The 15,475-nt window shown below is 37.4% G+C and carries 9 protein-coding genes and 1 pseudogene; 8 read left to right on the top strand and 2 right to left on the bottom strand.

Annotation, left to right across the window (positions count from 1 at the left end):
* Nucleotides 1-130: 130 nt before the first annotated feature.
* Nucleotides 131-435: pseudogene (locus tag H4J73_RS05590) on the top strand (alpha-amylase); the annotation flags it as partial.
* 240 nt (nucleotides 436-675) lie between these two features.
* On the opposite strand, the gene H4J73_RS05585 reads toward H4J73_RS05590, so the two are convergent.
* A complete protein-coding gene (locus H4J73_RS05585) occupies nucleotides 676-819 on the bottom strand; it encodes a hypothetical protein (protein WP_182180045.1) in 144 nt (47 codons plus the stop codon).
* A 574-nt stretch (nucleotides 820-1,393) separates the two neighbouring features.
* On the opposite strand from H4J73_RS05585, the gene H4J73_RS05580 reads away from it, so the two are divergent.
* The 7 genes from H4J73_RS05580 to H4J73_RS05550 all read left to right on the top strand — a co-directional run bounded on the left by H4J73_RS05580 (nucleotide 1,394) and on the right by H4J73_RS05550 (nucleotide 9,673).
* Nucleotides 1,394-2,872, top strand: coding sequence for an NAD(P)/FAD-dependent oxidoreductase (locus H4J73_RS05580; RefSeq protein WP_259366555.1), 1,479 nt, complete (start codon nucleotides 1,394-1,396; stop codon nucleotides 2,870-2,872).
* Between the two features lie 68 nt (nucleotides 2,873-2,940).
* Entirely contained in the window at nucleotides 2,941-3,261 is a 321-nt protein-coding gene (locus H4J73_RS05575; protein ID WP_182180043.1) for a DUF4144 domain-containing protein, read from the top strand.
* Between the two features lie 226 nt (nucleotides 3,262-3,487).
* Nucleotides 3,488-4,210, top strand: coding sequence for an ABC transporter substrate-binding protein (locus H4J73_RS05570; protein WP_182180041.1), 723 nt, complete (start codon nucleotides 3,488-3,490; stop codon nucleotides 4,208-4,210).
* Between the two features lie 340 nt (nucleotides 4,211-4,550).
* Entirely contained in the window at nucleotides 4,551-6,902 is a 2,352-nt protein-coding gene (locus tag H4J73_RS05565; protein WP_182180039.1) for an ATP-binding protein, read from the top strand.
* Nucleotides 6,903-7,041: 139 nt separating this feature from the next.
* Nucleotides 7,042-7,410, top strand: coding sequence for a response regulator (locus H4J73_RS05560; RefSeq protein ID WP_182180037.1), 369 nt, complete (start codon nucleotides 7,042-7,044; stop codon nucleotides 7,408-7,410).
* Nucleotides 7,411-7,430: 20 nt separating this feature from the next.
* Nucleotides 7,431-8,495 (top strand): HD domain-containing phosphohydrolase, encoded by a 1,065-nt coding sequence (locus H4J73_RS05555; RefSeq protein ID WP_182180035.1) that lies wholly within the window; start codon nucleotides 7,431-7,433, stop codon nucleotides 8,493-8,495.
* 776 nt (nucleotides 8,496-9,271) lie between these two features.
* Nucleotides 9,272-9,673 carry a DUF3718 domain-containing protein gene (locus H4J73_RS05550; RefSeq protein ID WP_182180033.1) on the top strand — a complete coding sequence of 134 codons (402 nt, stop codon included), beginning with the start codon at nucleotides 9,272-9,274 and terminating at the stop codon, nucleotides 9,671-9,673.
* 1,051 nt (nucleotides 9,674-10,724) lie between these two features.
* Here the strand turns inward: H4J73_RS05550 and H4J73_RS05545 are convergent.
* Complete coding sequence (locus H4J73_RS05545) at nucleotides 10,725-15,266, bottom strand: DUF6701 domain-containing protein (protein WP_182223848.1); 4,542 nt, start codon at nucleotides 15,264-15,266, stop codon at nucleotides 10,725-10,727.
* Nucleotides 15,267-15,475: the final 209 nt, after the last annotated feature.

The following is a 15,475-nucleotide window of genomic DNA, read 5'->3' as shown; positions in this document are numbered from 1 at the left end:
ACCATTAATTTTACATTAGGAATAAAAATAAAAATAAAAATAAAAATAAAATGAAATGAAAACTAAAGTAATAAAATCGTTAATAACGACAGTTTTGGCACTAGGCATTGTCTGTTAGGTTCAACCCGCAGCTCACCCCACTACTTTTTTTCATTTATTTGAATGGAATTGGCAAGATGTCGCCCAAGAGTGTGAAGACTTCTTAGGCCCTAAAGGTTATGCCGCAGTTTAGGTGTCACCACCTAAACTGCACATTCAAGGGGACAATGGTGGACTCAATATCAACCGATAAGCTATAAAATTGACAGTCGAAGTGGTCATCGTGTCCAGTTTGTCGACATGGTTAATCGTTGCAAGGCCGTCGGGGGAGAAAAATATGTTGATGCAGTTTTAAATCATATGACGTCAGCTAGCGGTAAGGCAGCAAGTATTAATGCCAATGTCGGTATCTGGGATGAATTTGCCATTCATCAAGGCGCAAAATTGATGGCATGCTAACGTGGCCCACAACATTAAAACGTACCGTGATATTCATTTAAGCACAAACTCAAAGCGGTCAAAATATGTTTTTTTTTGGTGGTATTGATCACAATTACGCTAATAATAATCTTGGGATAAAATTGTCAAACCACTAACGTTGAGTGTGCAATGCAGCAGTTAAATTGGTGGCGATTATCACACCCACTTATTTTCAGGGAAAATACCCATAATTTCAGTGTGTTGAATACCTGCATTATTGACCATTATATCGATAGATCCCATTATTTGAGTAGCCTTAGTCATAAACACTGAAATATCTTGATCTTCTAGGTTATTCATTAAACCGTGTAGTACTAAGTTAATACCTTATTCAGCCAGTACATGATCAGCGGCTAAGCCAATACCACTGATTGAACCTGAGATGAGTGAAGTTTTGCCTTTTAGCATGATTTTTCCTGTTTAATGATGTTGCTCAATTGTGTTTCTTTCTCTATAAACATAATGTTAATGAGTCATTGCTAACTAATAAATATAGCAAGAGGAAGAGCGCTCATCTCACCGAAGATACCATGGTTGTTATATAACAAAGCAAACGGTTAACTTTTTAATTGGCAACTTAGTACCATAAGCTGGGTAAATTGATTTTCCTGTATTAAATAATTGATTTAAAATTAATAGTACGGTGATTATTAGCGAGAAAAAGGTAATAAACTTTCATCAAATTAGTGTCTTCTTTACATAAAGAAGTCTAAAATCCTAGTCTGCGCAGTATTCCTTTGCTAAATGGCGTTCAATAATCACTTATGCCACAAAACATACCTAAATTTTCTAGCGTTAAATTATGAACGCCGTAATAAAAACCATAATTAACACATATGTTTAGGCTAAATTCTCTCTAACGAAGGTGAATTAAATGGGGCTAAATAAAAAGGAAATGAAAACGTTGAAAAATGAAGAAAGCAACTGGACTATTTGTCAGGAATGTCAAGGACGTGGCAAAAAAAGTAGAAGGCCTCGTAAAAAACTGCGACTTCAGTATCAGCGGGAATTACTTGAATTTGAAAAAATGCTAGGCGAAGGCTTGGCACCCGTACGTCCAAAAGGACACCTTTATGATTGTTTGAACTGCCGTGGAACGGGTTTAGTTCATTGTGTTAGCTCACCGTTTGTAGATAAAGAAAATTACCCACATATTGCTATTATTGGCGGTGGTATAGGTGGCGTGGCATTAGCGGTTGCTTGCTTGCACCGCGGTATCCCTTTCACACTCTATGAACGCGATAGCGGTTTCGACACACGCTCTCAAGGGTATGGTCTTACTCTACAGCAAGCGAGTAAAGCGATTGAAGGGCTCGGCATTATTTCGTTATCAGAAGGGGTGGTCTCAACCCGACATGTTGTCCATACCACCGATGGAAAAGTGATCGGTGAATGGGGGATCAGAAAGTGGCATCCTTCAGCGGTGAAAACATCGGTCAAGCGCACCAATATACATATCGCACGACAATCTTTACGTTTAGCTTTACTTGAGCAACTCGGTGGGCATGATGCGGTGCAATGGGGACACCAGTTAGTTGGTTTTAAAGAAAGAGCTAATGAAAGTGAGGATAAAAATATTGAACTTAGCTTTCAAGTAGGTGGGGATATAAAAATCGCTAAGGCTGATCTTTTGGTGGGTGCTGACGGTATTCGCAGTGCTGTGCGAAAGTTACTGATTGGCGACGATATAAGCCCTTTACAGTATCTTGGTTGTATTGTTATTTTGGGGATTTGCCCCTTGACTGCTCTCGAAGGGCTTGAAAATTCTTTGTTAGACTCAGCAACAGTATTTCAAACAGCCAATGGCAATGAACGTATCTATATAATGCCTTATGACGCAGATTCAGTGATGTGGCAACTTAGTTTTCCTATGCCCGAAGAAGAGGCTAAGGCGTTAAGTTCACAAGGTGCAAAAGCCCTCAAGCATGAAGCGTGTCGAAGAACTCAGTGGCACGATCCCATTCCTCAAATTTTGGCGGCAACACAGACAAGTCAAGTTTCTGGTTATCCAGTGTATGACCGACCACTCCTTGAAGCAGAGTTATTGGCTAAAGGCCAGCACGTAACACTGATTGGAGATGCTGCTCACCCAATGAGCCCATTCAAAGGACAGGGGGCAAATCAAGCTCTATTGGATGCTTTGGCACTGGCTCGCGGAATATCTATAGGATGTCGACCACTATCTCATTGGAGACAAGCGGGTATGAGAGAAAGTGTGTTAACTGAATTTGAAACAGAAATGTTAATACGCAGTGCGTCTAAAGTCAGAGATTCAGCAGAGGCTGCAGAGTTCCTTCATTCTAACATTGTGCTTCATGAGAGTGACGAACCTAGAGGACGATGTCTAAAATGAGCGGTTTAATTTAAGTAAAAGTAACGAACGCTCACTTAATAGTGCGTTATATTTATAGAGGTATTTAGATGATTTTTTGGCCCTGTATATTAAAGCTCGAGGGTGATGACGAGCTTCTTTATTTAAGCTCTGAGCAATTTTTTAACAAAGAGTGTACAGAATTAATCCTGAGTGATGATGACTATCTAATAGACTCAACAGGTTCTTGTTACTTAATTGAATGGAGAACGGATAAGCTCGTTTTAACTAAAATTGAACGAGTAGCCGTTGTAGAAGATGTTACACATTTAATTCGCGCTCATGAGTTTAACAAAGCTGAATTGTGTCTAACTAAAATTCATTTCCTAACAGTGTCAGATGCTATTAATTCATTGATTAACTTTAATTGATTTTTTATAGGGATCACTTGATATTGTCTTATTGAATGTTTCTCGTATTGTTTTCATGAATAAATACCTTCAATTGATAATAACGTTGATTTGCGTAAGTAAACTGTTTATAAGTAAGGCTAAAGTGAATGAATAAAAAAAGTATTGTTACTTTTTTTATTAATGGTGGGATATATCTATTTTAATAACAAAATTTATTTTAAAAGCAATGTTGGTCTTTATTTTTGTGCTTCCCCAACTGAAAGCATTTCAATTCCCGTTATTAAAAGAAAATATTATCTTTTATACTGAAAACTACCCACCGGCTAATTATTTCGTTAACGATCAACTTAAAGGGATTTCAGTTGATACCTTAAAAGCTATCTGGAAACATTTGGATATTACAGAACAAGAAATATTGGTTGTTCCCTGGTCGCGTGGCTACCGATTTACTTTGGATAAATATAACACCGCTTTATTTACTATGTCTAAAACGCATTCGCGTGAAAGTTTATTTAAATGGGTAGGGCCTATCTTTCATTCTACTCACGTATTAATGGCAAAAAAATCAAAAAACTTTAGTTTTACTAATTTAGGACAAGTTTTTTATCATAAAGTGGCGGCAGTCGCAGGTGATATTTCAGAGATATCACTTCATCAAGTAGGTTTTCCTTCATCTAATTTGGCAAAAGTTTCTCAATTAGAGCAAGCCTTTTTGCTAATGGACTCAGACCGCGTCGATATGATTGTTGTTTCTATTCATGGTTTTGCTTATTTAGCAAGACAGCTCGATTTTGATACAAATGATTATGAACAGGTCTGGCAGATTAATAAAATAGGTAATTATTTGGCATTTAATATTAATACAACAGATGAGGTTATTAATACTTATCAAAAAGCATTTGATGATATAGCTAGCCAACGATTGAGCATTAAAAAGTCTTATGAGTTACCCGAAGCCGATTATTAATGAAAAATGGTTCAAATAATAATTACCGATACATAACACTATTTTTTAATAAATTATCAAACTGTAAATTACTAAGCTATTGCTTTTAGCCATTAACATTCGTTTTTTAAGTTGTGATGGTCGATATTCAGATATATTTCGAAATGAAAAAAATATTTATACTTATCTGAATGACATAAAAAATGTTGCTATTACCCCATACAAAGCCATACTCAATAGATGTTGGGTAAACGGACTTGACGCGAGCCATCATCAATTACACTAGGAATAAACATTACTTTATCTGCTATTTTAAAAGCTAATAGTACCCATTGTTTTGTTAAAAAAACGGTGTCGTACTATGAAAGTTGATAAGTTATATTCACAACCATCGTTTAAGCCATTTACCTTGCTTATTATTTTTGTCCTGTCTATCACCATGATAGGACTGTTAATATTCCAATATCAGAAAAATATCATCCTAAAACGCAGCGAAGACAATCTAGCCAGTATCGCCAACCTGAAAATTGAAAGAATCGATTATTGGCTTGATGGACTTCAACGTGATGCTGTTATTATGAGCGAAGATTACTATCTTACCTACATGCTTGAAAGTTGGCTAAGTGATGGTGCTCCAAATAATGTCAACCGCCAAAAAATATTGCATCGTCTTAAAGTCATTCAAGACAGTCACCAATATGCGGCCTTAACACTGCTTGATCTCGATGGGTTAGTTATATTATCGACTAACCAAAACATTATTAGCCAGCCAGATGAGTTGATACAACAGCAGGCCATAGATGTTATCCGTAGTAAAAACATGATCCTTGGCGAAATTAACTTGGGACAGAAAAAAACACTACGAATGGCTATGCTAACCCCTTTATTTGTTGATATCAAAGGGACTCGCCAGATCATTGGCGTACTCTATTTTCGTATTAACCCAGAACAATTTCTATTTCCTATGCTCGATGCATGGCCAGTAGGGCGTTTGAGCGCAGAAACTTTACTTGTCCGCAGGGATGCAGGTGAGGCCTTATATCTTAACGAGGTGCGCCGCCCAAAAGATTTGTCACTCACGATGAGCATACCTCTTAACCAGCAAGATATTCCCGGTACGAATGCGGTTAACGGAAAAACGGGGTTCTTTCGTGGCGTCGATTATCAAAATATACCAGTAATTTCTTATCTCGCGCAGATCCCTCGAATGGGCTGGGGTATGGTAGCAAAAATTGATGAAGCAGAAGTATATGCCCCTATTGACAGACGGGCGCGACAGCTTATTTGGATGGGTGGGCTATTATTTTTAATAGTAACACTTGCAACTTTTCTTTATGTTCGGCGTTTTTCTGTTGTTGAATTAGCGCGAATACAAGCGGATAAGCAATTAAAAAAGAGTGAAGAGTCGCTGAGGTTATTGGTTTCAAGCGTGCGTGATTATGCGATTATAATGCTCGAAGCTAATGGCAATATTACTTCATGGAACAAAGGGGCTGAGTATATTACCGGTTATGCTTTTGATGATGTTAATGGGCAATATTTTTCCTGTTTATATCCTCTCGAAGCAATAGCGTCGGGTCAGCCAGAGAAAGAACTACAGATAGCAAGAGAGCAGGGCCGTTTCGAAATAAGTGGCTGGCAACTTCGCAAAGATGGTACCCGTTTTTGGTGTAATACTGTTATAACAGCCATACATAGTAGTCATTATGAAGTGATTGGTTTTGCCCAGATAACTCGTGATATTAGTGATCAACGTCACGCCGCGCTACTGCGTGCAGAAGGTGAAGCGTTACGGCACGCTAGTAAGATGAAAAGTGAATTTCTTGCCAGTATGTCACACGAATTACGCACGCCACTTAATGCTATTATAGGCTTTTCAGAAGTACTTAAAGATGGGCTTGTTGGTGAAATCAGCGGCCAACAAAATAAATATATTGGGAATATTTTTGATAGTGGTCAACATTTGCTTTCATTGATTAACGATGTACTCGATCTCTCAAAAGTAGAAGCAGGTAAGATGACCCTCGATTTAGAAAAATTTCAGCTTACTAGTCTACTGCATGATTGTATGTCTATGGTAAAGGAAAAGGCGATGTCAGAAGATATCGATCTGGCAGAGGATGTACCAGATGATTTAGCTTTCATGCAGTGTGATGGACGAAAACTTAAGCAGATAATCTACAATATGTTGTCTAACGCGGTTAAGTTTACACCTAAAGGAGGAAAAATTACCCTTTCAGCTCGCCGGATTTTTCGCGTAGAGGCGGTTATGGTCAACAATAATAAAGCATGGAAAACCCGGCTAATTGATGACGTTGATAGCGACCAAACAAACTTTAAAGAGTTTCTTGAAATTATGGTACATGACACTGGCATAGGTATTTCTGATGCTGATTTGAATAAGCTGTTTGAACCCTTTACTCAAATCGATAGCAGTCTATCTCGGAAATATGGTGGTACCGGTCTTGGATTAGTCATGGTGAAAGCGCTTGCTCATTTACATGGTGGTTTTATGGCAGTATCGAGTGCGGAGAATAAAGGTTCTTGCTTTAAGGTTTGGCTGCCGTGGCGTGAGATAAGTCTTAAGCAAGAATCTACCTCTGTAAAACCTTTATCAGGAATGAAAGATAACAATAGTTCGTTTGAGCGAATAAACCTATCGACAGAAAAAATAATTAATAATAACAATAAAGTGATGCCAATTCAGCGTTAACCAAAATATATTAGCAAGGGTAGAACACAGCATGCGCAAGGTTAGTCTTTAAAGAACAGGGTAAAGTACAATGATAATAGACAAATATTTAGCATCACAATTTAGAGCGCTTTAAGTATATATATTAAGGGAAATTTAGATGGCTCGCATATTAATTGTTGAAGATAATCCCATGAATATGGAACTCGCCACGCTGCTTGTTGAAAAGGCTGGTCATGTTGCTATTCAAGCAAAAGATGCTAGAAGTGGTTTGCATAAAAGCCGAACAGAGTCACCGGACTTGATCTTAATGGATGTCCAATTACCGGGTATGTCGGGCTTAGAAGCAACCGTATTGCTAAAGGCATCTCCTGACACACAGTCTATCCCCATTATCGCTTTAACGGCTTTAGCGATGAGCGGTGATGAGGAGCTTTGTCAAGCTGCTGGCTGTGATGACTATATCTCCAAGCCACTGCGTTATAAGATACTATGGGCAGTGGTTGAAAAACATGTAGTAGTACCTTAATTTCTTAACAGGATAACGACATGAATAATCGTCCTAAAAAAATTCTTATTGTTGACGATGAGCATTTAAACCGAGAGCTTCTAAAAGTGATGCTCGAATATGAGGGCTATATAATAAAGAGTGTTAACAGTGGTGAAGAAGCGCTAAAAAGCGTAGCACAAGATCCACCTGATTTAATACTGCTCGATATAATGATGCCTGGGTTGAACGGCAACAAAGTGGCAGGAAAGCTGAAAAAGAACCCAGAAACGCTGTCTATTCCTATTATCATGGTAACTTCTATAGACAATCATGATGCTAAATTGACAGCACTGAAATTAGGTGCTGATGACTTCCTTACCAAACCCGTAGATCGAGCTGAAATAATATTGCGTGTTAGAAATATGTTACGTTTAAAAGATTACAGCGACCTCCTCTCAGACTATAACCATAAACTTGAAGCCAAAGTTAAGGAGCGTACAGCTAAGCTTGAAAGTGCGTATAAGGAAACCATACTTACTATGGTGAGCGCAGCTGAATTTAAAGATGAGGAAACGGGTGCACATGTACGCCGTATTGCACACTATTCATATCTCTTGGGAAGGTTACTAGGTCTTAGTAAAAAAATGAACAAGTCCTTGTTCTATGCCAGCCCTATGCACGATATTGGTAAAATTGGTATCTCTGATGCTATTCTTTTCAAGAAAGATCCATTCACGGCAAAAGAACGTGAAATTATGAACACACACAGTGCCATTGGCGCAAAAATACTCCAAAATGGCGACTCTCCCTTTATCAAAATGGGAGCAGAAATCGCTTTAAATCACCATGAACGATGGGATGGTACCGGCTACCCTAATGGTATTTCTGGTGAAGATATTCCATTATCTGCTCGAATTATGGCGCTATGTGATGTTTATGATGCTTTGCGCTCAAAGCGGCCTTATAAACCCGCTTTTAGCCATGAAAAAGCAGTAAAAATAATTGTTGAAGGAGATGGTAGAACGATGCCTGAGCATTTTGATCCCAGAGTGCTGGCTGCTTTTGCTGCTCATCCAGAAAACTTTGAAAAGGTCTATGAAAAATACAAAGATCATCACTTATAACGTTAAAATTAGCCTAAGTGATATAATATTTATGACACTCTTTTTATGAGGGATTAAGGTTTTTTGGTTGAGCAGAAAAGAGTGCTGTAGAAGTTGAATAAAGCGAGAACCTTCTAAATCAAGATGGAAACTGTAATTATTATATGTGAGCACCGTAAACACCTTTCAAAAAATTTAATTAAACTTTGAAATAGTTAACTTCTAAAATATAACTCTAAGGGCAGTAACTGCGACTTTGTTGACCTTAGCATTTTAGAATTTATACTAAAAATTTTTGTATGTTTTGATCTACAGCGGACATGGTTGAACAATCACATTACTCTGGCGTGTTCGCGATACTGGTCGTTCACATCGTTGTATTGCATGACTTCTTACCGCTCGTCCACTTTGTGTAAGGCAGAGTATAATGTCAGAATTTTTTACAGTATATAATGCATTGCACTGAAAATATTAAGCTATGACTCTAAACATGTATATTTCCACTCTAAATATGTATATTTCCAAATTTAATATTAGATTTTGCTCTATGTTTTTAGTTTTTTATTAGCAAGTGTCCAATTTTTTTACACTTATTATTTCAAAATTAATATTACTTTTAGTTACACATTTTAATCGCCTTTTATTCATAGCATTAGGCTTTATTAATTCTGAATGGCGCAAGAAATGCCTAAAACAGTACGGATGAGGATGTGTTAAATAGCTTCCTATCTCCCGTTAACTATTCGAGATTTTTAGTTAAGTTGTATCGGGTACTTGCAACTATAAAGGAGTCAATTATGAAAAATTTAACATTGGCAGTAGTGTTCGTATTATTAGCTTTCAATTCTAATGCTACCAAGTACGAGTTCATTGCAACAGATAGTAGTATTGAGACAAAAATGTGTGTTTTTGCTGGTAATAATAACAAAGATGGATTAAAAAAAGCACTGAGATTACGTATGATGAGTTCTGCGATTAATTCAAAACGCTTTACTATTAATTCTACCACTTGTAATGATATGGCAATGGCGCATTTTGCCTATAAATATGATGCGTTAGATACCTTTTCGTATTTAAACCATTTTACCTCCAAAAAAGATAAAATACCTACCACAAGTGTTGAAATAAAAGATATCGCAGCCGTTTTTAATCGCAAAAATGAAGATACTAAAATCATTTATGTCGGCTTGGCTAAATAAATAGCATATTGAAAATTCAGGGCTAAACTTTTATAACTTATTATAAAGTTTAGCCCTTCATTCAATAAGTTAATGTTACGTTTAGTATACGAATGTCTGCTTATTACCATTAGCTATAAAATACTGAAATATCTAACTTGTCTTTTTAAAGCAAACTTAAAAACATAAATTCCAGAAAGAAAAAACCCGCTAATCTTTCGGTTAGCTGATTATTTAATGGAGCGGTGAAAGCGAGTTTAAACTCTACACGAACTTTTAGTGCTATAAACCCTTATTTATCTTTAACGCTATTGCTTTCAATTTTAAATGCAAAAAAACACTGATCTTGCGATTAACGGGGTTTACTATATTTTGCGGTAAGATAGAGACTTGAACTCTAGGATTCACTTCAAAATAAATAAGCTATTGATTAAAGTAATTTAATTAGCTGGAAAATCTAAAAGTAATAAAGTTATATATCACTATTAGCAAATCAATAATAAATATATATTATTGATATAGTTGATTTACTTAACTTATGAATTGGAAAATCTCTAACATCAGTCTCACTAAATTGCATTTATCTTTGCCAGCCAATTACATTGAACTGTGCCAGATTATTTCGGCCTTATTGTAACCGTTGTCTTTGGATAAATTGAATACTACTAACGTACATTTCTGCCATATTTAAGACCTCAGGTTTTAGTACCATAACGACAGCTTTGAGGCCGTAAGCTGTTGTAACTTTTGAGCCAAAACCACTATATATAACAGTAAAAATGAGCCTGATGCTAATGCACAAGCTAAAATCGTTACCACAGTAATAATATCCTCACTTAACGAAAGTGATTTTGATGGCGTGTTCAGCCGGATGATCATGGTCTATAATGGGGGGTAGTGATAATACTGACTCAATCACTTTGATTGAAAGCTTTCTTAGTACCGGTAAACTGTTGCTACAGTCTGTCATGATAGCTATATATGATTGTAATTTTGTTCAAGGTTATTTCTTTACTAACCCAATTACGGGTATAACTTTCTTAGCATATACCCAATAAACATCATATAAGAATTAAAAAACTTCCCGAATGTAAATAATTCGATCGTTACCACGGAACAACCCAAAGGTGGCTATCGCGCTGGGATTTTTATTTAACGTTTTCACTTCTACACCATTCCAGTGCCAATCGTATTGCAGCCATGGATATATGTTATAGATTACTTCTACCTTTCCTTGATTTCCTGCTGCTACAGCAGGTAAAAAAATTTGTCGCGTTACGCCATTAGGTAAATCATCAATATCTACAAATGCCCCCGAAACAGCAGGAATATCAGCAGAAGCAAGGCCAACACCATTCAGCGAGCCAAAATTAACATTAGTCGAATTGTATTGGGTACAAGTATCAGTATCAGCTAAAACAAAGTTAGTGCCATCAAAATACTCTACTGATAAAACTTGCCCTATAGGGGACGTTTCTGGACCAAAGCTATTTTTAAGAGAAGTTCGACCAAAACGAATTTCTTTCCCTTGAGGGTTCAAAACCCATAAGCGACCATTATCACCATCACCATCACTGTCAATAGCGACTACGCCATCAGTGTCACTTACGGCTGCAATTCCTAATTCTATTTTAGCTGGGAAAGGAGTTATCTCTGTATTTTGATCTCGAAGGTAAACAAAGTTATCCTCAGCATTAAATGCGTAAGTAATAACTCCTCCGCTCTCATCAAGAAAAACCCCTTCACTTAAATTGGCAGTAAGCTTAACTTTCGCACCAAGTAAATTATCAGTGTCAGCATCTTCTGTTGGCGTAATATAGGTAACATTACTCGGTAAAAGTTTTATGAAATCTCCTGTGTAATTACTTGTTGTGGTGCAAGTTTCACTAGGACAGATTGATGATTTTGCCGTAATGAATAATTCAGGAGCAAATTGATATTGCAACGATCCTTTACTTGAAATTGATGATGTCGATGTTCTACTCATTTGCCCGCTATAAGCGAACGTCATTGCTGGAAAAAGGCGATTAATATCACAAACCGACGTTAGATCGCCATCCAGACCCGTTGTTAATTCAAAATGATGAGGGATAAAGCGACCAACATAAGGTGCTACTCCTGTAATATCACCTGTCCCTAAATAAGTACCATTCGTTAAATTTGCAGCAAATTTGACAATACCTACTTCGTCATAAGTCATACTTTTATTATTATCAACACCATTACTAAAATCAGTAAAACTGACATTGGTTAAAACACCGTCTATACCTGGGGTTGGCAGATAAAGGCTATCGGTTATGATAGCGTTTTCTGATGTGGCTTCATTACCAAAGTTAACAGTAGTGGTATTATCAGATAAATCAGCACCTGTATCTGGTATTCCATTTCCATCACTGTCATCGGCGGCTTGCCACTGTACGGCTGTTAGACTTGTAGTAAAATCATCACCTGCTTTTTTAAAAACACTATTAACTTGATTAGCACTCTGTGCTTTTGGGTTGTCATCTACATTAATATAAAACCCAAGCGGCCTAACCACAAAAGCGCTAGACGAACCGAGCATATAATTACCCGTTGGGTCGCCATTTTCATCACGAATATTATATCTAGCATGAAGTTGTACTTTGCCCGCATCAGGATAAGTAAAAATAAATTCTGCACTGTTTACAGCTTCGTTACTAAAATTAAGAGCCACACCCGTATACGTTTTGCTCGCCGCATTATTTAAAGTATTAATAGGGATATCAGCGCTTAAGTTATTGATTGTTACTTGGCTACCTGCACACTCGTTAGGGTCAACACAAGTAGCCACTATATCAATGGTGTTACTATCAATAAATGCTGCCTGACAAGCACCGGTTGTAGGGCTTTTCTTTATTGCTTGTACTTTTAATGTACTCGCTTTATAACCAGTATTTGAGGGCTTGGCTGATAATTGCTCTGGAATAGCTGTCCCTTCTGTATCGGAGAAAAATCGAAAGCCAGTATTTTCAAAAACCACATCACAGTTTGCTGAAACACCATTTTTACACTTATAAGTTTGATCTAAGCTTAATGTAGCTGTGCCTGGAGTGGTGAAATCAAAACTGGTATCGGTGCTACCTAAAACGGTCACTGTTTTATGTACCGTACCATTAATTGCTAGTGCTACGTCCGTAGCATCTAAGTTAAGTGTATTACAATCAGCATCTGCGCAGGCTTTTATGATGATACTTTCAGCTTCACAAGTTAAACCACTGCCATCATGTTCAATTTCGTAGTGATCAATAATAGGATCACCACAGTTATTGGTAAAATCCTTGAAAGTACCAACCAACGCTAGACCACCAGCTTGTTCATTTGTGTGATAAGCATCAATGTCACTGTCACTGTCTTCGACAATACTAAACCCAACATTTACAGGTGAAATAGCACACCGTTTTAGCCAACCACCGTCACCACCGTCACGAGTGTTCTGGGTGGCAATAATGAGTGGATTGTCCGTATAACTGCCAGCTAAGTTGAATATATGGCAACTATTTAGACCTTCGATATTATTGCCTGTTTGAAAGGATTCATATCTAATATCATCCGTTAGCTGTCCAATAACACCTTGGGTAATAGCCAAATAACCTATTGTTTCATTGGAAACAATAGTTCCTGTGTTTGTTTCTGCTCGCTCTAAAGCCATAGTAAACTGAGTTTCAGTAACATTTCTAATAGCGGTAACTAAAAAGGGCTCTGAAATAGGGAAAGGGCCGGCTGGATTATTTACGTTGGGTTCATTATTCATTGTTTGAATGGATGCAATGATAGAGGGTGGTTGTGAAAACCCTAAATCGGTAATATCAACAGTATCCCAAGAACTACCGCTAAAATATCTCCCTTGAAAACGTGTAGTATCCAAGGTGCTTACCCGTATTTTAGCCCCTCCATCTAGATCATAATCGCCTTCTACAATAGCCAAAAAATCTACTGTCTGAGCTATGTTACCTGCGGGTGCGCTAGGGTTGGATTTTTCTGGTGATTCCACCTGCGCAATATTAAAACCACTTACGGTAACATTGCTGATCCTAAGTGTGAGGCGATCACTATTACTCGCAGTAGTAGGTAAACTAAAAACCACTGGAGCAACTGAAAAAGGTCTATCAAAACAAACATGAGTAAATGAAGGGTTATCTGCTGTGTTATTTAAGGTAATACGCCCTGCGACCACTTCAATTTCGCCACAAGCTACTGGGTCGCGCGTTGAACCATCGCCATTGTCACCGGCTTTTTGCTTGGCATATATATACGCTATTCTATCTGAGTTAAGTACCGCATCATAAATTTGAAACTCATCAAGTTTTCCTTCAAAACCTTGAGCCACAGAAAAGTCACCACCAAATTCATCTTGTTCTTGGCCAATAACAATTGCATTACTATTAGTGACAGATAAAACACCGCTATTGACACCACCATCACAATCTTGTTCATTACCATCAACAAATAAGCAAACATCTTTACCACTTCGGGTAAGAGCAATATGATGCCATGAGCCATCAGTGAGTTCGATACGACTTGTTAATGTTTCACTGTTATCTCTAATTTTAATATAAACTTTATTATCATCTTCTAGAGCTATCTCTAACACATCATCATCTTCGTCAATGCCTAAAGCATGAAAAACTTCCTGCTGCTCTTTATCTACAGAAGTATTAACCCAGAAACTCACCGAGAAGTCATCTAAGCCATTCACAGAACCACTAGGCACCATAACCCAGTCATTAATGCCATCAGCAGTTAAGTCGAGTGACCGATTAATAACAGCATCATCAACAGGATCGGCGACACCAAAGGTTTTACCAGAATAATTTCCCGTTTGATCAAAAACCTCATCATCAGCCCCTGTGTAGCGACAATCATCAAAACGGTAATCTACGATTAAACTCGCTGCTTTAACAATTGTTCCAGTAGCAGTTGCATCAGCGATAGAGCCTGCACTTGCATTACTTAATGTAAGAGTAAAGTCACCACTCCCTGAAGGCGAAGTAATAATATTTACTGTACTAGATATATCGCTCTCGAATATCGTTACCGTGCCATTAGCGCTCGTATAATCAGTTCCTGAAGTAGCAGCCCCATTTGAGGTGGCATAATCCAAGGTAATGTCTTCGGAGTAACTACTCGTCAGCTCAATAGTAAAAGTGGCAATATCGCCAGCATCAATACTTATATCATCAACAGAAATATCAGGCTCATTTCCAATCACCGTAATACCATCTGTAATTGAAAAAACATCACTTTCTTTGTTGGTGTCACAACCATCCTGTCTATAGGCATAAAAAGAAATAGTATAACTACCTGCTGTTGAAGGCGCAGTAATATCAAAACCACGATCGTAAGTGCCACCACTGTTTATATTAGCGTCATTATTGCAAGTAGTAGTACCATTTAATATATAAGAAGTGGATTGCCAACGTTTATTACTACCGTTCCCATTGGTAGTGACGTTAAGTAGCACTGATATTGTTTCGCCCGCTGCAACTATTGTCGTTGGAGTACCATTAAGTAGTACACTATTAATAACTCTCTCAGCTTGACTCGGCAGTGAAAAAAAAAGTAAAAAAATAGCTAATATTAATACGTTTTTCACAGTGTGATCCTTTCCTATACTATCTGACTAGAACAAGCATTTAAAAATGCATCTACATACTGACATAATCTTAGATTCTATTTTGCTCCATCAACAAGTTGCCATTTTTACAACAACTAAGTTTGGTCGCTTCATGAAAGCTTTCATCATCGAGACTCTGTCTTGGCAAAAAATAAAAATAAAAATAAAAATAAAAATAAAAATAAATA

The organism is Colwellia sp. MB3u-41 (assembly GCF_014076845.1).
Lineage (GTDB): Bacteria > Pseudomonadota > Gammaproteobacteria > Enterobacterales > Alteromonadaceae > Colwellia_A.
Note: the sequence above shows the minus strand (reverse complement) of the source record. Positions and strands in the feature narration are given on the sequence as shown.

Excerpts from the sequence above, each read along its gene's own strand:
- H4J73_RS05575 (WP_182180043.1), top strand. The coding sequence starts at position 2,941 with ATGATTTTTTGGCCCTGTATATTAAAGCTCGAGGGTGATGACGAGCTT.
- H4J73_RS05560 (WP_182180037.1), top strand. The coding sequence starts at position 7,042 with ATGGCTCGCATATTAATTGTTGAAGATAATCCCATGAATATGGAACTC.
- H4J73_RS05565 (WP_182180039.1), top strand. The coding sequence starts at position 4,551 with ATGAAAGTTGATAAGTTATATTCACAACCATCGTTTAAGCCATTTACC.
- H4J73_RS05585 (WP_182180045.1), bottom strand. The coding sequence starts at position 819 with ATGAATAACCTAGAAGATCAAGATATTTCAGTGTTTATGACTAAGGCT.
- H4J73_RS05580 (WP_259366555.1), top strand. The coding sequence starts at position 1,394 with ATGGGGCTAAATAAAAAGGAAATGAAAACGTTGAAAAATGAAGAAAGC.
- H4J73_RS05555 (WP_182180035.1), top strand. The coding sequence starts at position 7,431 with ATGAATAATCGTCCTAAAAAAATTCTTATTGTTGACGATGAGCATTTA.
- H4J73_RS05550 (WP_182180033.1), top strand. The coding sequence starts at position 9,272 with ATGAAAAATTTAACATTGGCAGTAGTGTTCGTATTATTAGCTTTCAAT.